General features: G+C 69.8%; 23 protein-coding genes and 1 tRNA gene. 17 read left to right on the top strand and 7 right to left on the bottom strand.

From position 1 onward, the window contains the following. Positions 1-97: 97 nt before the first annotated feature. The 3 genes from ACIRON_RS07555 to ACIRON_RS07545 all read left to right on the top strand — a co-directional run bounded on the left by ACIRON_RS07555 (position 98) and on the right by ACIRON_RS07545 (position 1,384). The gene (locus ACIRON_RS07555) at positions 98-271 is read left to right on the top strand and encodes a hypothetical protein (RefSeq protein ID WP_402991041.1); all 174 of its coding nucleotides are present in this window, start codon (positions 98-100) and stop codon (positions 269-271) included. Positions 272-354: 83 nt separating this feature from the next. Beyond that, positions 355-972: a MarR family transcriptional regulator gene (locus tag ACIRON_RS07550; RefSeq protein WP_402991038.1), complete on the top strand. Its 618-nt coding sequence runs from the start codon at positions 355-357 to the stop codon at positions 970-972. Further along, the gene (locus tag ACIRON_RS07545) at positions 932-1,384 is read left to right on the top strand and encodes a hypothetical protein (protein WP_402991035.1); all 453 of its coding nucleotides are present in this window, start codon (positions 932-934) and stop codon (positions 1,382-1,384) included. Before ACIRON_RS07550 ends, ACIRON_RS07545 begins: the two co-directional genes overlap by 41 nt. Before the next feature lie 7 nt (positions 1,385-1,391). Here the strand turns inward: ACIRON_RS07545 and ACIRON_RS07540 are convergent, their stop codons facing one another. Further along, on the bottom strand, positions 1,392-1,769 hold the full coding sequence (locus ACIRON_RS07540) for a hypothetical protein (RefSeq protein WP_402991032.1): 378 nt from the start codon (positions 1,767-1,769) through the stop codon (positions 1,392-1,394). A 43-nt stretch (positions 1,770-1,812) separates the two neighbouring features. Here ACIRON_RS07540 and ACIRON_RS07535 point away from each other — a divergent pair, with 43 nt between their 5' ends. The 4 genes from ACIRON_RS07535 to ACIRON_RS07520 all read left to right on the top strand — a co-directional run bounded on the left by ACIRON_RS07535 (position 1,813) and on the right by ACIRON_RS07520 (position 4,398). Continuing rightward, on the top strand, positions 1,813-2,847 hold the full coding sequence (locus ACIRON_RS07535; protein WP_402991029.1) for an alpha/beta fold hydrolase: 1,035 nt from the start codon (positions 1,813-1,815) through the stop codon (positions 2,845-2,847). A gap of 76 nt (positions 2,848-2,923) precedes the next feature. Beyond that, positions 2,924-3,319 (top strand): hypothetical protein, encoded by a 396-nt coding sequence (locus tag ACIRON_RS07530; protein ID WP_402991026.1) that lies wholly within the window; start codon positions 2,924-2,926, stop codon positions 3,317-3,319. Positions 3,320-3,379: 60 nt separating this feature from the next. Then, complete coding sequence (locus ACIRON_RS07525; protein ID WP_400461023.1) at positions 3,380-3,961, top strand: NUDIX hydrolase family protein; 582 nt, start codon at positions 3,380-3,382, stop codon at positions 3,959-3,961. Next, entirely contained in the window at positions 3,958-4,398 is a 441-nt protein-coding gene (locus ACIRON_RS07520) for a MazG nucleotide pyrophosphohydrolase domain-containing protein (protein ID WP_402991023.1), read from the top strand. Before ACIRON_RS07525 ends, ACIRON_RS07520 begins: the two co-directional genes overlap by 4 nt. Before the next feature lie 214 nt (positions 4,399-4,612). Here ACIRON_RS07520 and ACIRON_RS07515 read toward each other — a convergent pair whose 3' ends face one another. Continuing rightward, positions 4,613-6,082 carry an MFS transporter gene (locus ACIRON_RS07515; RefSeq protein ID WP_402991021.1) on the bottom strand — a complete coding sequence of 490 codons (1,470 nt, stop codon included), beginning with the start codon at positions 6,080-6,082 and terminating at the stop codon, positions 4,613-4,615. A gap of 135 nt (positions 6,083-6,217) precedes the next feature. Then, positions 6,218-6,841: a malonic semialdehyde reductase gene (locus ACIRON_RS07510; protein ID WP_402991018.1), complete on the bottom strand. Its 624-nt coding sequence runs from the start codon at positions 6,839-6,841 to the stop codon at positions 6,218-6,220. 93 nt (positions 6,842-6,934) lie between these two features. Between ACIRON_RS07510 and ACIRON_RS07505 the strand changes: the two genes are divergently transcribed. Further along, positions 6,935-7,288 (top strand): winged helix-turn-helix transcriptional regulator, encoded by a 354-nt coding sequence (locus ACIRON_RS07505; RefSeq protein ID WP_402991016.1) that lies wholly within the window; start codon positions 6,935-6,937, stop codon positions 7,286-7,288. A 64-nt stretch (positions 7,289-7,352) separates the two neighbouring features. On the opposite strand, the gene ACIRON_RS07500 is transcribed toward ACIRON_RS07505, so the two are convergent. After that, positions 7,353-9,728, bottom strand: coding sequence for an esterase-like activity of phytase family protein (locus ACIRON_RS07500; RefSeq protein ID WP_402991013.1), 2,376 nt, complete (start codon positions 9,726-9,728; stop codon positions 7,353-7,355). 223 nt (positions 9,729-9,951) lie between these two features. On the opposite strand from ACIRON_RS07500, the gene eno reads away from it, so the two are divergent. From eno to def, 7 genes are all read left to right on the top strand, one after another. Beyond that, positions 9,952-11,244, top strand: a complete 1,293-nt coding sequence (gene eno / locus ACIRON_RS07495; protein WP_402991010.1) for a phosphopyruvate hydratase — start codon at positions 9,952-9,954, stop codon at positions 11,242-11,244. Between the two features lie 127 nt (positions 11,245-11,371). Beyond that, the gene (locus ACIRON_RS07490) at positions 11,372-11,983 is read left to right on the top strand and encodes a septum formation initiator family protein (RefSeq protein ID WP_402991007.1); all 612 of its coding nucleotides are present in this window, start codon (positions 11,372-11,374) and stop codon (positions 11,981-11,983) included. A gap of 4 nt (positions 11,984-11,987) precedes the next feature. Beyond that, positions 11,988-12,497 (top strand): DUF501 domain-containing protein, encoded by a 510-nt coding sequence (locus ACIRON_RS07485; RefSeq protein ID WP_402991004.1) that lies wholly within the window; start codon positions 11,988-11,990, stop codon positions 12,495-12,497. Beyond that, positions 12,494-13,417 carry an exopolyphosphatase gene (locus ACIRON_RS07480; RefSeq protein ID WP_402991001.1) on the top strand — a complete coding sequence of 308 codons (924 nt, stop codon included), beginning with the start codon at positions 12,494-12,496 and terminating at the stop codon, positions 13,415-13,417. Before ACIRON_RS07485 ends, ACIRON_RS07480 begins: the two co-directional genes overlap by 4 nt. A gap of 99 nt (positions 13,418-13,516) precedes the next feature. Further along, positions 13,517-14,188 (top strand): hypothetical protein, encoded by a 672-nt coding sequence (locus ACIRON_RS07475; protein ID WP_402990998.1) that lies wholly within the window; start codon positions 13,517-13,519, stop codon positions 14,186-14,188. An 87-nt stretch (positions 14,189-14,275) separates the two neighbouring features. Beyond that, on the top strand, positions 14,276-14,794 hold the full coding sequence (locus ACIRON_RS07470) for a glycine cleavage system protein R (RefSeq protein WP_402990995.1): 519 nt from the start codon (positions 14,276-14,278) through the stop codon (positions 14,792-14,794). Beyond that, the gene (gene def / locus ACIRON_RS07465; RefSeq protein ID WP_402990992.1) at positions 14,791-15,351 is read left to right on the top strand and encodes a peptide deformylase; all 561 of its coding nucleotides are present in this window, start codon (positions 14,791-14,793) and stop codon (positions 15,349-15,351) included. Before ACIRON_RS07470 ends, def begins: the two co-directional genes overlap by 4 nt. A 35-nt stretch (positions 15,352-15,386) precedes the next feature. On the opposite strand, the gene ACIRON_RS07460 is transcribed toward def, so the two are convergent. Both ACIRON_RS07460 and ACIRON_RS07455 read right to left on the bottom strand, forming a co-directional pair. Beyond that, positions 15,387-15,465: transfer RNA gene (locus ACIRON_RS07460), tRNA-Leu, on the bottom strand. Next, entirely contained in the window at positions 15,456-15,932 is a 477-nt protein-coding gene (locus ACIRON_RS07455) for an HNH endonuclease signature motif containing protein (protein ID WP_402990989.1), read from the bottom strand. The genes ACIRON_RS07460 and ACIRON_RS07455 overlap by 10 nt, the downstream gene beginning before the upstream one ends. A 174-nt stretch (positions 15,933-16,106) precedes the next feature. Between ACIRON_RS07455 and ACIRON_RS07450 the strand changes: the two genes are divergently transcribed. After that, positions 16,107-16,955, top strand: a complete 849-nt coding sequence (locus ACIRON_RS07450; RefSeq protein ID WP_402990986.1) for a Bax inhibitor-1/YccA family protein — start codon at positions 16,107-16,109, stop codon at positions 16,953-16,955. A 154-nt stretch (positions 16,956-17,109) separates the two neighbouring features. Here ACIRON_RS07450 and ACIRON_RS07445 read toward each other — a convergent pair whose 3' ends face one another. Next, a complete protein-coding gene (locus ACIRON_RS07445; protein ID WP_402990983.1) occupies positions 17,110-18,129 on the bottom strand; it encodes an SGNH/GDSL hydrolase family protein in 1,020 nt (339 codons plus the stop codon). 87 nt (positions 18,130-18,216) lie between these two features. Here ACIRON_RS07445 and ACIRON_RS07440 point away from each other — a divergent pair, with 87 nt between their 5' ends. After that, on the top strand, positions 18,217-19,617 hold the full coding sequence (locus tag ACIRON_RS07440) for a cystathionine beta-synthase (RefSeq protein WP_402990980.1): 1,401 nt from the start codon (positions 18,217-18,219) through the stop codon (positions 19,615-19,617). Positions 19,618-19,647 lie beyond the last annotated feature (30 nt).

Here is a 19,647-nt window from a genome sequence, read left to right as displayed (position 1 = left end):
CGCGTACGCCTCCGAGTCGGCTCGTCATGACGAGCCGACTCGGCGTCGAGGTCTCGGGTCCGCCCCCACCAGGCGTATGCCGGTTAGTGTTTCAGGAATGGGGACCTTCAGCATCGGGCAGACCGTTCGCATCACCGGCGAGACGATGACGGGCAACGTGGGCACGGTCGTCCACCACGACGAGAAGCGCGGCAAGTACCTGGTTCGCATCGACGGGATGACGCAGAACTACTTCTCCGCTGTCGAGCTCGAGGAGTTCACGACCGGATGAGCCTCGAGGTGCTCGTCAGTTCATGAGAAGTCTGCGCGGCCACCGGGTTACATATCCACAAAATGGAGGTTATTATCCATTTTGTGAGAACCCAGGCTCCGGTGCTCGCGCCTCTGTTCCGGTCGGAGGCGCAGGCGCTGCTGCTCTCGGAGCTGTTGCTCCCGGCCGAGGAGATGAGCATGACCGACCTCGCCGAGCGGGCCGGGCTGCCCTATCCGACGGTCCATCGCGAGGTCGCGCGGCTGCTCGAGGCGGGTCTGCTCGTCGACCGTCGGGTGGGCCGGACCCGGCTCATCAGGGGAAACGAGCAGAGCCCGCTGCTCGCGCCGACGCGGGAGATCCTGCTGACGGTGACGGGACCGGCGGTGCTGCTCCGGGAGGCCCTCGAGGACATCGACGGGATCGAGCGGGCGTTCCTCTTCGGCTCGTTCGCGGCCAGAGCGAAGGGCGAGCCCGGGCCGCCGCCGAACGACATCGACCTGATGGTGATCGGCCGGCCCGACGCACGGGCGGTCTACCGGGTCTGCCGGGAGGTCTCCGACAGCGTCGGGCGGATCGTCAACCCGACCATCCTGAGCCCGGAGGAGGCCGAGGAGCAGACCGGGTTCCTCGAGGAGGTCCGGGCCAGCCCGGTGATCGAGATCTACGGAGGAGGACCGGATGGCCCTGCCGCTGACACCGGCACAGCAGAAGACGGTTGACGCACTCGTACGCTCCGGCGCACTGCGCGCCGTGAGGCCCGACGAGAAGAAGGCCCGGGCCTTCCTCGCCGGCGCGGAGGCGGCCCTCGCCGACGTACCCAACGTCACCCGGACCGAGAACCGCTACAACCTCGCCTACAAGGCCGCCCACGACGTCGGCGAGGCGGTGCTCGCGGGCTACGGCTACAAGACGACGTACGGCGCCGGTGGCCATGTGAAGGTCGGCAGGTTCCTGGCCGCCATCTTCGACACCCCGCCGCCGCGAGACGCGGCCGCGCACTACGACGTGATGCGCCTGGACCGCAACGCCAACAACTACCTCGGCAAGCCGGTGACCATCGCTGCTGCCGACGCTGCCGCCGAGGCGGCCCGGACGCTCTACGACGCCGCGGTGGAGCGGCTCGCGACCTGAGGCCGGGTCAGCGCCGACCGTCGGCCGCGCGCCGCAGCGCCGCCAGGGTGGTGTCGGGCCCGGCGTTGAAGGCGAACCGGGTCCCTGGGGCGAGCTCGTGGACCAGGTTGACGAGGGCCTCGAAGAGCTCGGTGTGGGCCGGCATCGCCCGGACGCCGCCTCCGATCATGACGATGTCCCAGGCCTGCTGCCCGAGCGCCTCGCGCACCTGCGCCACCGCTTCGTCGACGTCCGTGCCGATCTCGCAGGAGAGCGCGTCGTAGCCGGCGTCGGCGACCTGCGCGTTGCCGACCGCGATCCGCTCCTTCAGCGTGGCCAGGTCGATCGGTGCGTCGGAGAGGTCGACGGCCTCGGGCGCCAGCCCGACGAGGAGGACTCGGTTCATGGCAACGACGCTACTGGGACCACCCACGCGCAAGAATGAGCCTGTGACCGGCGAGCCAGAGGTGCGCTACGCGCAGACCAGCGACGACATCGCGATCGCCTATCAGGTCACCGGGAGCGGGCCGGTGACGATCTGGATGCCCTCGCTCAGCAACATCCGGGCGCAGTGGCGGGTGCCGGCGCTGCGGATGGCCTACGAGCGGCTGAGCCAGGATCTGACGCTCGTCCTCTACGACGGCCGCGGCACCGGCTCCTCCGACCGCCGGGCCGGCGACCTCGGCCTCGACGCGCACGTCCGCGACCTGGAGGCCGTCATCGAGGCGGTCGGCGCCGACCGGGTCAACCTGCTCGGCTACTACCACGCGGTCACGACCGCGGTGGCGTACGCAGCGGCCAACCCGCACCGCGTCGCCCGGATGCTCCTGTTCGGCGGTGCGGCGCGGATGCGCGAGGCGATGAGCCCGGCGCAGACCCAGGCGCTGCTGTCGCTGGTCGAGCAGGACTGGGACCTCTTCGCCGATGCCGCCGCGACCGCCTGGCTGGGGTGGGGGTCGGGGGAGAACGCCGGTCGGGTCGCCGAGGCGTTCCGCACCGCCGCGACCCCCGCGGTTGCCCGCGACTGGTTCGCGGAGGCCGCCCGGATGGACGTCAGCGACCTGCTCGACCAGGTGGTGGCGCCGACGCTGGTGCTGCACCGGCAGGCGGCGAGCCAGATCCCGGTCGAGGTTTCCCGGCGCCTGGCCGACGGCCTCCGGAACGGAACGCTGGTCGAGCTCGAGGGAAGTACGCCGACGCTCTTCGTCGAGGGCGGTGCCCAGGATCTCGCGATGGCGAGCCGCTGGTTCCTGACCGGTGAGGTGCACCGCGGGTCCGCGCCGGCCCCGGCGACGGCGCTGACCACGCGCGAGCACGACGTGCTGCGGCTGATCGCCACGGGACGTACCAATGCCTCGGTCGCCCGAGACCTCGGCATCACCGAGCACACCGTCGAGCGACACGCCGCGAACCTCTACCGCAAGCTCGGCGTACGCAGCCGCGCCGAGGCCACCGCCTGGGCGATCCGCAACGGCGCCGACTGACTGACGGGAACCCGTCACATCGACTGCCCACTGTCCGGGAAGCGACGGCCCCGCGACCCACGGCACAGTGGGGAACATGACGACGACGATCACTCCCAGCAACGACTCCTGGCGGATGGCGAAGGCGACGGCGCCGATGATGCGGACCATGGCCGGACGCCGCCTGTTCCCGCTCTGGGCCGTGGTGCACCACCGCGGCCGCAAGACCGGACGCGACCTGAGCCTTCCGGTCGCACTGCTGCACACCGAGGACGAGTTCGTGATCACGCTCCCATGGGGTGCCGGCACCAACTGGGTCCGCAACGTGCTGGCGGCCGGGGAGTGCACGATCACCTGGAAGGGCCGCGACCACGCCGCCACCCAGCCGCGGATCCTCGGCCGCGACGAGGCCCGTCCTTACTACGACAGCTTCTCCTGGTGGATGGTCGAGAAGGCGTTCAAGGCCGACAGCTTCCTACTCCTGCGTCGGTGAGAGTCCACACTGCGGTGCCGTTGCTCCATGACGTACGCCCGTGTCTGGCAGGATCGACGCATGACGATGGAGGCTTTCGGCGAGCAGTCCTTCCCTGAGGAGCCCTTCGGCAACGAGTGGGACACCGAGCCCGGGTGGCTCTCCGAGGAGGAGCTGGGCGAGACCCGCGGGCGCGTGCCCATCCTCTACGTGGAGGCGGTCCCGGTGCGGGTCGACCCTGACGGCCGGGTCACCGAGGTCGGGCTGCTGCTGCGCGGCTCGCCCACGACCGGGACGATCACCCGGTCGCTGGTCTCCGGCCGTGTGCTGCACGGTGAGCGGATCCGCGACGCGCTGATGCGCAACCTGGAGAAGGACCTCGGCCCGGTCGCCTTCCCGACCCTGCCGCTGACCACGGTCCCGGTGACGGTCGCCGAATACTTCCCGTGGCCCGGCGAGCGCTACCAGGACCCGCGCCAGCACGCGGTCTCGCTGGTCTACGTCATCCCCGTGACCGGCGAGTGCGAGCCGCGTCAGGACGCCCTGGAGCTGTCCTGGATGACCCCGACCGAGGCCGCCTCCGACGCCGTCGTCGGCGACATGGAGGGCGGTCGGGGCGCACTGCTGCGGCAGTGCCTGAGCGCGTTCGGGGCCCTGGATTGAGCCCAGCCGACGACGAGGGCAGGACGTACGCATCGGGGGAGGGGCTCGTCGAGTTCCTCGACCTGATGCGGCTGATGCGTGAGCGCTGCGTGTGGAAGTCGTCGCAGACCCACGCGTCGTTGGCGCAGTATCTGCGCGAGGAGTCCGACGAGGTGCTCGAGGCCATCGACGAGGCCGACCCCGAGCACCTCAAGGAGGAGCTCGGCGACCTGCTGCTCCAGGTCTACTTCCACGCCGCCATCGCGGAGGAGGCCGGCGAGTTCACCATGGACGACGTCATCGCCGGCCTCACCGCCAAGATGAAGCGCCGCAACCCGCACGTCTTCGGCCCCGAGGCCGACGAGGCGGTACGCACCGGCCACCGCTACACCCTCGACGAGGTCGAGCAGCTCTGGTCGGCCGCCAAGGCCGCCGAACGCCCCCACCCCGCCGAATAGGCACCCACGTCGGCCGAGACGTCACTTACGTCGGCCGAGTTGGCACTTACGTCGGCCGAGTCGGCAGTTGCGTCGGCCGAGTCGGCAGTTGCGTCGGCCGAGACGGCAGTTACGTCGGCCGAGATGGCGGTTGCGTCGGCCGAGATGGCGGTTGCGTCGGCCGAGATGGCGGTTGCGTCGGCCGAGACGGCAGTTGCGTCGGCCGAGACGTCACTTACGTCGGTCGACACGGCATCTCGGTGCCGTCTCGGCCGACGGGAGCGACGCCTCGGCTCGCGTAGGTGACTTCTCGGCCGGCGGGGGTGACCTTTCGCGGAGCCGAGGGGATGAGCATGGCCGCGAGGGCTGCACCCAGAGCGACGATGGTGAGGAAGCCGAAGCCGGTGACGTACCCGTGCTCGGTGGGGTAGCCCGACGGCAGGGTGTGGGCGGTGACCAGGGAGGTCATGACCGCGGTTCCGATGGTGCCGCCGACGGTGCGGATGTTGGCGTTCATCCCGGTGGCCACGCCGGTGTGCTCCGGCGGCACCGCGGCCACGACGGCGTTGGCGAGGTTGGCGAAGACCAGGCCGGTGCCGAAGCCGGAGAGCCCCGCGGCGACGCACATCTGCCACGGCTCGTCGTGGACGAAGGCGACCATGGCCAGGGAGACCGCGGTGAGCAGTCCGCCGATGACCAGGATGCGGCGCATCCCGATGAGCTCGGCGAGCCGGGCACTGACCAGACCGCACAGGAACGAGGTGATGGCCGTGGGGAGCATCAGGTAGCCGGCGACGGTGACCGATGCGCCGAACCCGTAGCCGGCCGACGTCGGGGTCTGGGTGAGCTGCGGGATGAAGCCGAAGGACGCATACATTGCGATGCCGATCAGCAGGGCGACCAGATTGGCGGTCCATACGCCGCGGCGGCCCATCAGACGCAGGTCGACCAGCGGCTGCCGCGCGGTCCACTCGACCCGGATCCAGGTGGCCAGGAGCACGACGGCGGCACCGAGCAGACCGATGGTGGCGGGTGAGGTCCAGCCCCATGACGGTGCCCGGCTGACGCCGAGGAGGAGTGCGACCAGCCAGCCGGCGAGGAGTAGGGCGGGGAGCAGGGGGATCCGCTCACGGGTGAGCACCGGGGACTCGGGCACCATCCGCAGCGCGGCGATCGCGGCGCCGGCCGCGACCAGCGCGGGCAGCAGGAACAGCGCCCGGAACCCGAGCGTCGCGGCGACCGGGCCTGCCAGCACGATCCCGGCCGCGAAGCCCATCGAGAGCAGCGACGAGGTCACCGCGATCGCACCGGCGACGCGCTCCTTGGGCAGCTCGTCACGCAGGATCGCGAAGGCCAGCGGCAAGGTGCCCCCGCCCAGCCCCTGCAGGACCCGGGCGCCGATCATGACCTCGATGCTGGGGGCCGCGGCGGCGAGGAGGGCGCCGGCGGTGAGGGCGGCCAGGCTCCACACGTACATCCGGCGCTTGCCGAAGGAGTCGCCCATCCTGCCGATGATCGGGGTCGCGACCGAGGCCGAGAGCAGGAACGCGGTCAGGATCCAGGACGCGGTCGCCTGGTCGGTCTCCAGCTCGGTCTGGATCAGCGGCATCGTCGGCACGGAGACCGACTGCAGCAGCGAGTAGGAGCAGACGCCGATGGCGACGATCGCGAAGGTGAGGCGGGGGCTGGCGTGGGTCGTGGGCATCGAGACAAAGTTTAGCTTGGCTAACTGTATTCTCTGAATCATTTCGCCCGTGATGGCCGCCACGTGATCACGGAAGGCAGAAGCGCTCGCCTGTCTCGTCGGCAGGCGAGCGCTTCGTACGCGTGGCTCAGTGGGTCAGGCCCACTTGACGGCGGCCTCGGTCTCGACTCGGGGGAGCCGGTCGAACCACGGGTTCTCGCCCGGGTGACCGATGTTGACGATCATCTTGGCGGTCCAGTCACCGTCGGGGAAGAACTCCTTGTCGACGCCCGCGGTGTCGTAGCCCGCGATCGGGCCGGCGGCCAGGCCGGCCGCGCGGACGGCGAGGATGAAGGCACCGGCCTGCAGGCCCGCGGACCAGCCGCCGGCACCATGGCGGGCGGTCTCGTCGCCCTCGAAGTAGTCCTTCATCTCCGGGCGGATCGGGAAGACGTTCGGGATCTCCTCGTGCCAGTTGTTGTCGTAGGCGACGATCGCGGTCGCCGGGGCGGCCTTGGTCTTCTCGAGGTTGCCCTCGGCGATGTGCGGGAGGAGGCGCTCCTTGCCCTCGCCCGTGCGCACGAACACGACCCGCAACGGCTGGGTGTTGGCCATCGTCGGGGTCCAGCGGGTGAGCTCCCAGACGTCGGCGAGCTCATCGTCGGTGACAGGCGTCTCGGCGAAGGTGTTGGACGTCCGGGCACCGGTGAAGACGATCTGGCGGCCGCGGTCGTCCAACTTCTCGAGGGTGGTGGTCTCAAGGGCAGTGGTCTCGGTCATGTCGCTCTGAACTCCGTGGCTACTAGGGATATTCCGGTTACTTCGAAAATAGTAGTTCCTCAGGATTCAGGCAACTCCTGTACGCTGGGAGGCATGCCCGCGACGAAGCCCGCCCACGATCCGCAGGTGTGCAATGCAGCGCTCGTGCGGGCCTTCGACTTCCTCGGCAAGCGCTGGAACGGCGTGATCCTCGGCAGCTTGACCCAGGGCCCGCTCGGCTTCGCGGAGCTCAAGCGGGCGGTGGCGGGCATCAGCGACTCGATGCTCTCCGAGCGGCTCAGCGAGCTGGCCGGTCTGGGCCTGCTCGCCCGCGAGGTCGACCCCGGCCCGCCGGTGGCTGTCCGCTACGCGCTCACCGGATCCGGTGCCGCGCTCGCGCCGACCCTCGGTGCGCTCACCGAGTGGGCGGGCACGCATCTTCCGGTCGACCGCTGCTCCGAGGACTGAACCGGTCCGTGAAATCAGCTCGGCCCGCCACCCAGACGGTGGCGGGCCGAGCTGATGGTGATCCTCAGCGCTTGGCTGCCCGACCGAGGTCGAGGAAGACCGTCTCCCCGGTGGCGTCCGCGAGGCCGTCGTTGTCGGTGACCGCGTAGGCGTGCCCGTCGGCGCCGATGGTGAACCCCTCGAGCTTCTCCTGGGTCCATCCGTTGGTGTCCCGCAGCGCAGGCAGCAGGTCGTACGCCAAGCGCTTGCGCAGCGGGGTCACCGGACCGAGCCCGGTGGTGCCGTGACGGGGGACGTCGACCGTGTAGACCCGCTTGATCGCGGCGGTGGTGCCGTTCTGCTTGTCGCGCTCGATGACGGCGAGAGTGTCCTCGTCGACGGCGGTGATCTCGGAGAGCCCGAGCCAGTCACCCTTCACGGCAGACGTCTCCAGGCCGTAGCCGAACCACTCCCACTCGCCCGTCGCCGGGGTGTAGCGACCGATCCGAGCGGTGCTCGCGCCGTCCACACCGGGCTGCTTCGCGGTCGAGTCGGCCCACAGCGGGCGCTGGAGCGCGACGTACACCTTCTCAGAGCGGCGCTCACCGGTCACGGTGACGCCCTCGAGGCCCCACTTGCCGACCTTCTCGGCGATCTCCGTGGGCAGCGGCACCGTCTCGGCGATCCGGCCGTCGCGGTCGAGGCGGAGCAGCGCGTTCCCGGCGCCGGTGGCGCCTTCGTTCGCGACCCAGAAGCCACCGCCGCGGCGAGCTGCCAGGCCCTCGATGTCCAGCCCGTCGGCAACCGCCCCGGAGGAGTCGGTGACCTCGAGCACGTTGCGGATCACGGCCGGGGAGCGGCGGACGTCACCTGCTGAAGCGGAGCCCGAAGCGATCGACAGGGTGTAGATCCGGCCGGTCGCGTACGCCGCGTCGCTGGCCGCGTAGAGCTTGCCGGGCTCGCCGGGCGCCTTCGAGAGCGCACCCAGCGCACCCCAGCCGATCGGCTTGCCCTTCGTCGAGGCCGACTCGACGGTCGGGAACGAGGAGGCCTTCCGCCCGAACCCGTAGAGCGAGACCGACGCCCGGACCAGGTCCTCGGCCGAGTCCTCCTCCGAGGAGATCGCCAGCAGGTTGCGCGACGGGATCGGCAGCAGCCCCTCCGGCCCGTTGGTCGCCGGCAGCACCTGCTTGAACTTCGGGGACGAGGGCGTACGCATGTCGTAGACGGCCACGAAGTTGCTGCGCTCGGAGCCCACGAAGGCGTACGGGACGCCGCCGAACGTCTCGAAGGCGAGCCCCTCGGGCTCCGCGCCCTTCTTGGCGGCGCGGTCGTCGTTGTGCAGGCCGTACTTCGTGGCGAGGTCCTCGAAGGAGGACCCGGCGTCCCAGACGACCTTGCCGGTCGCGGCGCGGAAGACGGTCCAGCCGCGGCTGCCGCCCTTCCAGTCGCCCTCGTTGGCGGTCGCCACGAGACCGCGGCCGACCCATTGGATTGCGTCGGGCTCGCGGGGCACGTCGATGGTGTCGACCGGGTCGAAGAGCCCGTTCTTGCTCGTGTCCACCCCGGAGACGACCGCGTTCCCGGCGCTCCACACCGTCTCGACGGTCGCGGACGGAAGGTCGATGATCGCGACGCCGTTGTTCTCCTGCAGCGTGAGCGCGAGCTGGTTGTCGGCGTTGATGTCGACGTACTCCGGCTCCGCATCCTCCGGCGTGTCCAACCCGTCGAGCAACGAGGCGGGCAGCGCCACGTCGGTGATCGACCACTCGGTCGGCCCGCCGTCGAGGCCGACGATCGTGACCGATCCGGCCGGCGCCTGGGGCAGGTCGCCCTCCTCGCCACCGGCAGGCGTGACGGCCTCGTTGCGCTGGTTCTCCATCGCGATCGCGGCGTACGTCCCGTCGGGGCTGACCGCGATCGAGTCGGGCTGCCCGCCCAGGTCGTACGAGGCGACCTCGTCGTGCGGGGCGGCCAGCGAGATCACGTCGATCCGCCCGTCGCGGGTGCCGACGGCCGGCTCCTCGTCCTCCCACTCGGTGTCCTCGAGACCCGGGTAGGTCGACTCGTCGACGACGACGAGCGCGTAGTCGCCCACGATCGAGACCGACGTCGGCGACCCGCCCTTGCCGCCGGAGACGTCGTGGCTGCCGAGCCCCTTCGGCGCCGAGGGCTTGGTGATGTCCAGGAAGCCGATCCGGCCGCCGAGCGCGTCGGTGTAGGCCAGCGTCTTCCCGTCCTCGGAGACCGATGAGATCTCGGCGACGGTGGGGTCGGCCGGGTCCACCCCGGCAGGTACGTTCTGGAAGACCGGGTAGGTCGCGAGCCGGCTGAACTCGCCGTGCCGGTCAGGGCCGGCGGCGGCGGTGCCGCCGAGGACGGTCACCATCGAGACGCCCAGGCCCCCGATGGCCAGGACGCCGATGCCGGCCAGCGTGAATCGGTTGTGCAGGAGTTGCATGTCGGGGTTCCTCTCGGAAAATCATTACCGGGACGAACGATCTCGGCGGCATTCCGCGCCGAGGCGTCACGTACGTTGCGGCCGGCCGACTCCCGGGTGAACAGCAGGTGGGCAACCCCGTCCGCACCCCTACTGTCCGGTTAACGTTCCAATCGCCAGGCCCATCCGGCCGAGTAATAGGCTGACGGACGACACCCCGTCCCTGAGACCCAGGAGTAGTTCAGTGGCATCGATCGACGCCGTAGGCGCCCGCGAGATCCTCGATTCGCGAGGCAACCCGACTGTCGAAGTTGAGGTCGTCCTCGACGACGGCACCTTCGCCCGCGCCCAGGTTCCCAGTGGCGCCTCTACCGGGGCCTTCGAGGCCGTCGAGCTGCGTGACGGCGGTGAGCGCTACGGCGGCAAGGGCGTGCAGAACGCCGTCACCGCCGTCGTGGAGACCCTCGCGCCCGCGATCGAAGGCTTCGACGCCGACGACCAGCGCGCCATCGACCAGGCGATGATCGAGGCCGACGCGACCCCCAACAAGGCCAAGGCCGGCGCCAACGCGATCCTCGGCGTCTCGCTGGCGGTCGCGAAGGCCGCCGCCGACTCGGCGGGCCTCTCGCTGTTCCGCTACGTGGGTGGTCCCAACGCCCACGTGCTCCCGGTCCCGATGCTCAACATCCTCAACGGTGGCTCCCACGCGGACTCCAACGTGGACATCCAGGAGTTCATGATCGCGCCGATCGGCGCCCCGACCTTCGCCGAGGCGCTGCGCACCGGCGCCGAGGTCTACCACGCCCTCAAGTCCGTGCTGAAGGAGAAGGGCCTGGCCACCGGCCTCGGCGACGAGGGTGGCTTCGCGCCCAACCTCGAGTCCAACCGCGCCGCTCTCGACCTGATCGCCGAGGCGATCGGCAAAGCCGGTTACGAGCTCGGCAAGGATGTCGTGCTGGCGCTGGACGTGGCTGCCTCCGAGTTCTACGCTGCGTCGGATTCTGGGGCAGGTGCCTACCTCTTCGAGGGCGCCAAGAAGACCGCCGAGGAGATGACCGCCTACTACGCCGAGCTCGTCGCGGCCTACCCGATCGTCTCCATCGAGGACCCCCTCGACGAGGAGGACTGGGACGGCTGGAAGGCGATCACCGACGCCATCGGCGACAAGACCCAGCTCGTCGGCGACGACCTGTTCGTCACCAACGTCGAGCGCCTCGCCCGCGGCATCGAGGGCGGTCAGGGCAACGCGCTGCTGGTCAAGGTCAACCAGATCGGCACGCTCACCGAGACCCTCGACGCCGTCGACATGGCCCACCGCGCCGGCTTCAAGACGATGATGTCCCACCGCTCCGGCGAGACCGAGGACACCACCATCGCCGACCTCGCCGTCGCCGTCGGCTCCGGCCAGATCAAGACCGGCGCCCCGGCCCGCTCCGAGCGCGTCGCGAAGTACAACCAGCTCCTCCGCATCGAGGACGAGCTCGGCGAGGCCGCCCGCTACGCCGGCGCCTCCGCCTTCCCGCGCTACCAGGCCTGATCCAGCGCCGAGTCGGCGCATCCTGACACGATTTCCCGCCGAGTCGGCGCGTCATGACGCGCCGACTCGGCGAGGTTCGAGGTCAGGATGCGCCGACTCGCTGGTCTCGGATGGGAGGATGAGCGACGTGGCAACGCAGGGACCCGGTCAGAGCAAGCGCGTACGCGGTCCTCGGGCCCCGCAGGGGCCGGGGCGACGGCCGCGTGCCCCCATCCCGGCCCGCCCGGCGGCGATCGGTGGCATCGGCGGCATCGATGCGCTACGCAAGCGGCTGCGCCGGCCCAAGCTCACCGGCCGGGCGATGATGATCATCGTCGTGGCCGCCGTGATGGTGATCTCCTACGCCTCCTCGCTGCGCGCCTACCTGCAGCAGCGCCACGACATCAACGCCCTCCAGACCGAGATCGCCGAGCGCAAGGAACACATCAAGCAGCTCGAGGAGCAGACCCGTCGCTGGGATGACCCCGCCTACGTCCAGCAGCAGGCCCGGGAGCGGTTCGGGTTCGTGATGCCGGGGGAGACGGCGTACGTCGCCCTCGACGAGAACGGCGAGCGCATCCAGACCGAGCCGGAGCTCACCGACCCCGGCAAGGTGGGCAGTGCGGAGCAGCCGAAGGCTTGGTGGGACGATGCGTGGGGTTCCGTGCTGTTGGCCGGTGACCCGCCGGAGCAGACAGGAAACGGGCCGGAGTCGGAGATCGACCCGCCCGGTCGAGAAGAACAGCAGAAGAAAGACTGAAGACATGGCGATCGATCCCAAGGACGTGTCCGCGATCACGGCACAGCTGGGACGCGAGCCACGGGGGATCCACGAGGTCGGGCACCGCTGCCCGTGCTCGCTGCCCGATGTGGTGACCACCGAGCCGCGGCTGCCCAACGGCACCCCGTTCCCGACGACCTTCTACCTCACCTGCCCGCGTGCCGCCTCGAAGATCGGCACCCTCGAGGGCACCCACGTGATGAAGGACATGGAGGCGCGGCTGGCCACCGACGAGGAGCTCGCCGCCGCCTACGCCAAGGCCCACGAGGCCTATCTCGAGGCACGCTACGAGCTCGGCGACCCGCCCGAGATCCACGGCATCTCCGCAGGTGGGATGCCGAACCGGGTCAAGTGCCTGCACGTCCTCGCCGGCCAGGCGCTCGCTCAGGGCCCCGGCGTCAACCCGCTCGGCGACGAGGTGCTCGAGCGCCTCGGTGAGTGGTGGAAGTCCGGCCCCTGCGTGGACCTCGAGCTGGAGGATGAGGAACAGTGACCCGGCGGGTTGCTGCCATCGACTGTGGCACCAACACCATCAAGCTCCTGATCGCGACGGTCACTCCTGAGGGCCTGAACGAGGACGTACGCGATGCCCGCATGGTCCGCCTCGGCCAGGGTGTCGACCGCACCGGCCTGTTCGCGGAGGAGGCCCTGCAGCGCGCCTTCGGGGCCATCGACGAATACGCGGCGCTGATCCGCGAGCACGGTGTCGAGAAGGTCCGCTTCGTGGCCACCTCGGCCACCCGGGACGCTGCCAACGCGGCGACCTTCATCGACGGCGTACGCGCTCGGCTCGGGGTCACCCCGGAGGTCGTGACCGGGGCGGAGGAGGCGGCGCTCTCCTTCGGCGGCGCGGTCCGCAACCTCCGCGGCACGCACGAGCCGCCGGTGCTGGTCATCGACATCGGCGGCGGGTCGACCGAGCTGATCCTCGGCGACGGACCTACGCCGAGCGTCGGCGAGGCCGACAGCATGGACATCGGGTCGGTGCGCCTCCACGAGCGCCACCTGCGCTCCGACCCGCCCACGCGGGAGGAGATCGAGGCCTGCGTACGCGACATCGACGCCCACCTCGATGACTGCCCCGTCGATCCGGCCACCGCCAACACAGTGGTCGCCGTCGGCGGCACCATGATCCAGCTGGCCATGGGGCTGCTCGAGCTGGCTGAGTACGACCGCACCGCCACCGACCACGCCGAGGTCGCCCCCGACGACGTCTACCGGCTCGTCGACCGCCTGCTGGCGATGACCGTCGACGAGCGGCTGGCGCTGCCCTGGATGCATCCGGGCCGGGCCGACGTGATCGCGGCCGGTGGGGTGATCCTCAGCCGGATCCTGAGGCGCTCGCATGTCGAGTCTCTGCTGGTCTCCGAGTCCGACATCCTCGACGGAATCGCCTGGTCCGTTAGAGACTAGGCATGTCGGGGGACTTGATCTTGTGTTTGACGCCTAGGTTTGGTTCACCGGCGTATCCCATCAAACCGAACCAAATGCTGTCTCTCGGAAGGTCAAGAAGTGAAAAAGCTCATCCTGCTTGCCATCGCTGCCGCTGGTGTCGGCGTGCTGGTCAAGAACAAGTCTGAGCAGCTGAAGGCCGGCGCGAACAAGGTCACCCATGACCCGCGCGTCCAGTCGGCCCTCGCGACCGCCTCGGAGAAGGCGGCGCCCATCAAGGAGAAGGCTGCTCCCTATGCCGAGGCCGCCAAGGCCAAGGCCGGTCCCTACGCCGCCACGGTGAAGGAGAAGGCCGGTCCCTACGCGGAGCAGGCCAAGGAGAAGGTCTCGGCCGCGGCCGGGGTCGCCTCCGAGAAGCTGCACCTCAACGGCTCCACGTCGGAGTCCACCACGGCGTCCACCCAAGAAGCCGCTTCGGAGCCCGCCGCTCCGGAGTCGACCACGGGCTCGTCCTCGAGCAGCGAGTACGGCGGTTACCCGCCGGCTCCGCCGGTGCCGTCCGCCCCGCAGGCCGGGGTCACCGGTGACCCGCTCACCGACCCGATCGCCCCGGCCGACCCGTACGCCGCCGAGGTCCCGCCGCCCCCGCCGGCCGACCCCGACCAGGCGTCCTACGACGACCTGGGCGGTGGCGACACCGCGGTCAAGCCCACCTCGGAAGGCACGCCCGAGTTCGCTCCCGAGCCGGTCGACTCCTCCGAGGAGGAGAAGGACAAGTGGTTCCGCGGCTGAGCTGCGCCAAGAAGCAGATCTGTCATAGCGGGGCCATCTGAGTCACCCGCGGTCCGCCATCGGCGGGCCGCGGGTGACAATGGATCGGTGACCATCCACGCCATCACCGTCCTGGGACACGACCACCCGGGGATCATCGCCGACACCACCGCCCGTCTGGCCGGACTCGGACTCAACCTCGAGGACTCGACGATGACCCGGCTCCGCGGTCACTTCGCGATGACGCTGCTCTGCGCGGGCGAGGCGACCACGGAGGCCATCCAGGCCGATCTCGGGCCGATCGCGGCCGACGGCACCTTGACGGTCACCGTCTACGAGCTCCCCGAGGAGCAGGCGCCGGCCGGCGCCGGCCAGCTCTTCGTACTCTCCGTCCACGGCGGTGACCGCCCGGGCATCGTCTCCACGGTGACCGCCGAGATCGCCGCCGTCGGCGGCAACATCACCGATCTGACCACCCGTCTCTCCGGGGACCTCTATGTCGTCGTCGCCGAGCTCGAGCTGCCGGCGGACGCTGACGTCGCAGTGCTCGAGGCGTCGATCAAGCGGGTCACCCTGGAGCTCGGCGTCGACGCCACCCTGCGGCCGATCGAGGCCGACGACCTGTGAGCGGTGTCAATGAGCGGGTGTCGTCCTGGACCGAGGCGGAGCTGGGTGTCGAGGGCAAGGTCCTCGATGTCGTACGTGCCCCCGCGCACGTCCTCTCGGTGCCGGGCAAGGACGTCGATCCCGCCGCCCCCGAGACGGTCCAGCTCGCCGCCGACCTGATCGCCACCATGCGGGTCTCGCCCGGCTGCGTCGGTCTGGCCGCCGACCAGGTCGGCGTCTCAGCACGGGTCTTCTGCGTCGACGTCTCCACCCACGTCAAGACGAAGACCCACCACGGGACGTACGTCCTGTGCAACGCGGAGGTCGTCGAGGCCAGCCGCAACGAGAAGGCGCGCGAGGGCTGCATGTCCGTCCCCGATCTGACCGGTGACGTGAAGCGGGCCTCCCGGCTGAAGGTACGCGGCCAGCTCCCGGTCACCGGCGAGACCGTCGAGATCGTCACCGACGCCTTCGAGGCCCGCTGCCTGCAGCACGAGATCGACCACACCAACGGCCTGCTCTTCATCGACCGCGTCGCGGGCGCGCACGCGCTCCACCAGCGCCAGACGTACCTGTGACGCCGAGGCGTCGCGCCGGCGCGCCGGACGGATGGTGGTGCGGGCGGTGGGATTCGAACCCACACGTTCGACAGGACTTTTAAGGTCCCCGGCTCGCCGTTGGCCTACGCCCGCTTGCGGTTCTTGTTCTTGCCGCGGTAGGTGGGGGTCAGAGCGTGACAGTTGGGACAGAGTAACTCAAGGTTCTCGAGACTGTTGTTCGCGGAGTTGCCGTCTCGATGTTCAAGTTCCAACGGGATCGGCTGGCCGAGCCATTCGGTTCCACCGCACCGGTTGCATGTAGCAGCGAAAACCCCCTCGTCGATCAGGCGCAACCTGAGTCGGTGGGAGTTGATCGGATGCATGTTTGAAAGGTACGCATCGAGCGGGCGCCTCGGGCCCAAAGGCACGTTCTTGTTCCATGCCTGGCCTTTGAAATGGGACGTATCCAGGTTCGCCTGCTCGATCGCCCTACGGATTACAGGGTAGTTGCCACCGGCGACCCGTAGGCCGAGTCGCCTGAGCACTTGGGCGATGGAGACGGATGCAGCAACTGCCTGTTCGAGATCGCTCGCCGTCCATGCTCGTGCTTGACCCGGCATACGAATCAGTATGGCACGCCAAAACGTCTGCCGTTGGCTGCGACCTGCGGACGGCCGACCATGGAACCTCAGGGTTGTCCCGGACGTTGAGTGAGACACAGGGCCGGTACGCTGGCCACAGGAGCCGCCACCGTGGCGGAACCTTTCACGTCGCTTTCGAGGAGTGACCCCCAGATGCAGAGCAACAACCCGGTGTTCCGTAGGGCAGAGGGCTTCGGGCAGCCGTCGCAGAACGCCTACGGCAACGCGACCTACGGTGGCAACGGGGCTTCGTACGCCGGCTACGGGCAGGACCCGAGCCAGTGGTCGACCGGCGGCCCCGCGGCTCCCACCACGGGCGCCCCCATGACGATCGACTCGGTGGTGCAGAAGGGCGCGATCACGCTCGGCGTGGTCTTCCTGGCCGCCATCGCGACGTGGGTCATGACCCCCGACATCACCTCCGACGCCAACCTCGCGCCGCTCTACCTGGCCGCGACCCTCGGTGCCGGTGCGGCGTTCATCCTGTCGCTGGTCAACTCGTTCAAGCGCATCGTCAGCCCGGCGCTCGTCCTGGCCTTCGCTCTCGCGGAGGGCATCGCCCTGGGTGCGCTCAGCAAGACCTTCGACGCCGTGTTCGGCGGCGGCATCGTCGTCCAGGCCGTGATCGGCACCTTCGCCGCGTTCGCGGGCACCCTGGCTGCGTACAAGTTCTTCAACATCAAGGTCGGCAGCAAGTTCCGCACCTTCGTGATCGCCGCCATGTTCGGCATGGTGGGCCTGAGCCTGATGGAGCTCGTGCTCGGCATGTTCGGTGCCAGCTTCGGCCTGTTCGGCTTCGGCACGCTCGGCATGATCACCGCCATCGCCGGCCTCGCGCTCGGTGTGTTCATGCTGATCCTCGACTTCGACCAGATCGAGCAGGGCGTCCGCGCCCAGCTCCCTGAGCGTGAGTCGTGGCGCGCGGTCTTCGGCCTGACCGTCAGCCTGGTGTGGATCTACACCAACCTGCTCCGTCTGCTGGCGATCTTCCAGCAGGATTGATCGACCAGCAACAACCGCCCCGCACCTCTTTGGTGCGGGGCGGTTCAGATTTGCCGAGGCGTCACGTACGCCGGTCGAGATGGCACGCCGATGCCAACTCGGCCGACGTACGTGACGTCTCGGCCGACGTAGGTGACACCTCGGCGGGAGGGGGTCAGCGAGCGTGGTGCGCCTCGGCCACCGGGGGAGTCTCGGCGGGGCGCTCGCCCCGGCGAGGCTCACGCTGCTCGTTCTCGAAGGAGCGGGCGCGAGCCCAGTTGCGGCCGACACGGCCGCGGGGGCGCGGGGCGGGGTCGATCTCGGTTCCAGGCCGGATGACGGCCCGGAGCGAGGCTGCCGCGAGCGGCATGACCTGCTTGCCGTTGTACGTCTCCAGGATCGCGTTCTCGTCGCCGACGAGGCCGAGCACCGAGAGCGTCGGCGGCACCAGCACCTCGCCGAGGGCGTGGTAGCCGGCGGCGGAGGGGTGGAACTGGTCGGCGCCGAACCAGAACGCCGGGGTGGCCTTGAAGGCCGGACCGAGGACGTCACCCAGCGACACGGTGTGGCCACCGGCGCGGATGACGTGGAAGATCTGCCCGGCGGCGATGCGGATCGACCAGGCCCGCATGATCGACCGCAGCGGCGGCAGGATCGGAGTGGCGGTGCTGAGGTCGGGAACGGTGCCGACGAGGACCGGCACCCCTGCTTCCTGGAGCCGGATGACGGCCTGGGCGAGGTGGCTCACCGCGACCCGCGGGCGCACCCGGCGGATCACGTCGTTGGAGCCGACCAGGATGACCGCGATGTCGGCGTCGGCGGCGATCGCCTTCTCGACCTGCGGGTGCAGGTCGGACGACTTGGCGCCGATCTCGGAGAGGTCGTGCAGACGCACCGGCCGGCGCGCCTTCTCGGAGACCCCGGAGGCGAGGACGGCGCCGGGCGTGTCCTCGACCTCGGTCATCCCATAGCCTGCGGCGCTCGAGTCCCCGAGCAGCGCGATGCTGATGGGGCGTCCCGGATGCCGTGCTCCGTACCACCCGGTCGGGGAGGGTGCCACCGGCATCTTGACCTGGTGCGTCGCCCGGACGGCAAGCGCCGCTTCCGCGACGAGGACCCCGGCGAACGCGGCCGTCGCGGCCAGAACTCCACCGCCGGCGTACGCGGTCTTGCGAGCCAGACTCTTCTTCGCCACGGGGACCACTCTAAAGTCTTTGCCCCACTACCGGGCACTCAGTATCGGGATATAGGGGATCTCACCTAGTGGACATACGCTGTCGGCATGGAGTACGTGGACTCGCTTCTCGACCTTATCGGCAACACTCCGCTCGTGCGGCTGGGGCGTGCACTGGACGGCGCCGGGGCGTCGAAGCCCGGTGCTGGACCGCTGGTTCTGGCCAAGGTGGAATACCTCAACCCGGGCGGTTCGGTGAAGGACCGCATCGCCACCCGGATGATCGAGGCGGCCGAGGCGTCCGGTGAGCTGAAGCCCGGCGGGACGATCGTCGAGCCCACTTCCGGCAACACCGGTGTCGGCCTGGCGATGGTCGCCCAGCAGAAGGGTTACAAGTGCATCTTCGTCTGCCCTGACAAGGTCAGCGAGGACAAGCGCAACGTGCTCAAGGCCTACGGCGCCGAGGTCGTCGTCGCGCCCACGGCCGTGCCGCCGGAGCACCCCGACTCCTACTACAACGTCTCCGACCGGCTCGCCTCGCAGCCCGGGGCCTGGAAGCCGAACCAGTACGCCAACCCCAACAACCCGCGCTCCCACTACGAGGAGACCGGCCCCGAGATCTGGCGCCAGACGGAGGGGAAGATCACCCACTTCGTGGCCGGTGTCGGCACCGGCGGCACGATCTCCGGGATCGGCCGCTACCTCAAGGAGCAGAACCCGGACGTCCAGGTGATCGGCGCCGACCCCGCCGGGAGCGTCTACTCCGGTGGCAGCGGTCGGCCCTACCTGGTCGAGGGTGTCGGTGAGGACTTCTGGCCGGAGACGTACGACCGCGATGTCGCCGACCGGATCATCGAGGTCTCCGACGCCGACTCCTTCGCCTACACCCGCAGGCTCGCCCGCGAGGAGCAGATGCTCGTCGGTGGCAGCGCCGGCATGGCTGCGTACGCCGCCAAGCAGCTCGCCGCGGAGCTGGCCGGCACGCCGGAGGGCGAGAACGCCGTGATCGTCGTGCTGCTGCCCGACTCCGGGCGCGGTTACCTGACCAAGGTGTTCAACGACGAGTGGCTGGCGCAGTACGGCTTCGCGACCGGTGAGGTCGGCAAGCAGACCGTCGGCGACGTGCTGCGCGGCAAGTCGGGCCGGCTGCCCGACCTGGTGCACACCCACCCCGGCGAGACGATCGCCGAGGCGGTGCACATCCTGCAGGAGTACGGCGTCTCGCAGATGCCCGTCGTCCGCGCCGAGCCGCCGATCGTGGCCGCCGAGGTCGCGGGCTCGGTCTCGGAGCGGACCCTGCTGGAGGCCCTGTTCACCGGCAAGGCCAAGCTCACCGACTCCGTCGAGGAGCACATGTCCCCGCCGCTGCCCTCGATCGGCTCCGGCGCCGACGCGCACGACGCCGCCCACACCCTGGGCTCCTCCGACGCGCTGCTGGTGCACGAGGACGGCAAGCCCGTCGGTGTCCTGACCCGCCAGGACCTGCTCTTCTTCCTGACCAGCGCCTGAGGCCCGAGTAGCGGTGGGGGACCGCGTACG

The sequence above is a fragment of the Nocardioides sp. NPDC101246 genome (assembly GCF_044767415.1).
Classification (GTDB): Bacteria; Actinomycetota; Actinomycetes; order Propionibacteriales; family Nocardioidaceae; genus Nocardioides.
This window is presented reverse-complemented; position numbering and strand designations above follow the sequence as displayed.

Bases quoted from the DNA above. Each gene is read 5' to 3' on its own strand.
- ACIRON_RS07525 (WP_400461023.1), top strand. From the start codon at position 3,380: ATGACGATGGAGGCTTTCGGCGAGCAGTCCTTCCCTGAGGAGCCCTTC.
- ACIRON_RS07545 (WP_402991035.1), top strand. From the start codon at position 932: ATGGCCCTGCCGCTGACACCGGCACAGCAGAAGACGGTTGACGCACTC.
- ACIRON_RS07450 (WP_402990986.1), top strand. From the start codon at position 16,107: ATGCAGAGCAACAACCCGGTGTTCCGTAGGGCAGAGGGCTTCGGGCAG.
- ACIRON_RS07440 (WP_402990980.1), top strand. From the start codon at position 18,217: ATGGAGTACGTGGACTCGCTTCTCGACCTTATCGGCAACACTCCGCTC.
- ACIRON_RS07515 (WP_402991021.1), bottom strand. From the start codon at position 6,082: ATGCCCACGACCCACGCCAGCCCCCGCCTCACCTTCGCGATCGTCGCC.
- ACIRON_RS07510 (WP_402991018.1), bottom strand. From the start codon at position 6,841: ATGACCGAGACCACTGCCCTTGAGACCACCACCCTCGAGAAGTTGGAC.
- ACIRON_RS07530 (WP_402991026.1), top strand. From the start codon at position 2,924: ATGACGACGACGATCACTCCCAGCAACGACTCCTGGCGGATGGCGAAG.
- ACIRON_RS07485 (WP_402991004.1), top strand. From the start codon at position 11,988: ATGGCGATCGATCCCAAGGACGTGTCCGCGATCACGGCACAGCTGGGA.
- ACIRON_RS07555 (WP_402991041.1), top strand. From the start codon at position 98: ATGGGGACCTTCAGCATCGGGCAGACCGTTCGCATCACCGGCGAGACG.
- ACIRON_RS07505 (WP_402991016.1), top strand. From the start codon at position 6,935: ATGCCCGCGACGAAGCCCGCCCACGATCCGCAGGTGTGCAATGCAGCG.
- ACIRON_RS07540 (WP_402991032.1), bottom strand. From the start codon at position 1,769: ATGAACCGAGTCCTCCTCGTCGGGCTGGCGCCCGAGGCCGTCGACCTC.
- ACIRON_RS07500 (WP_402991013.1), bottom strand. From the start codon at position 9,728: ATGCAACTCCTGCACAACCGATTCACGCTGGCCGGCATCGGCGTCCTG.
- ACIRON_RS07455 (WP_402990989.1), bottom strand. From the start codon at position 15,932: ATGCCGGGTCAAGCACGAGCATGGACGGCGAGCGATCTCGAACAGGCA.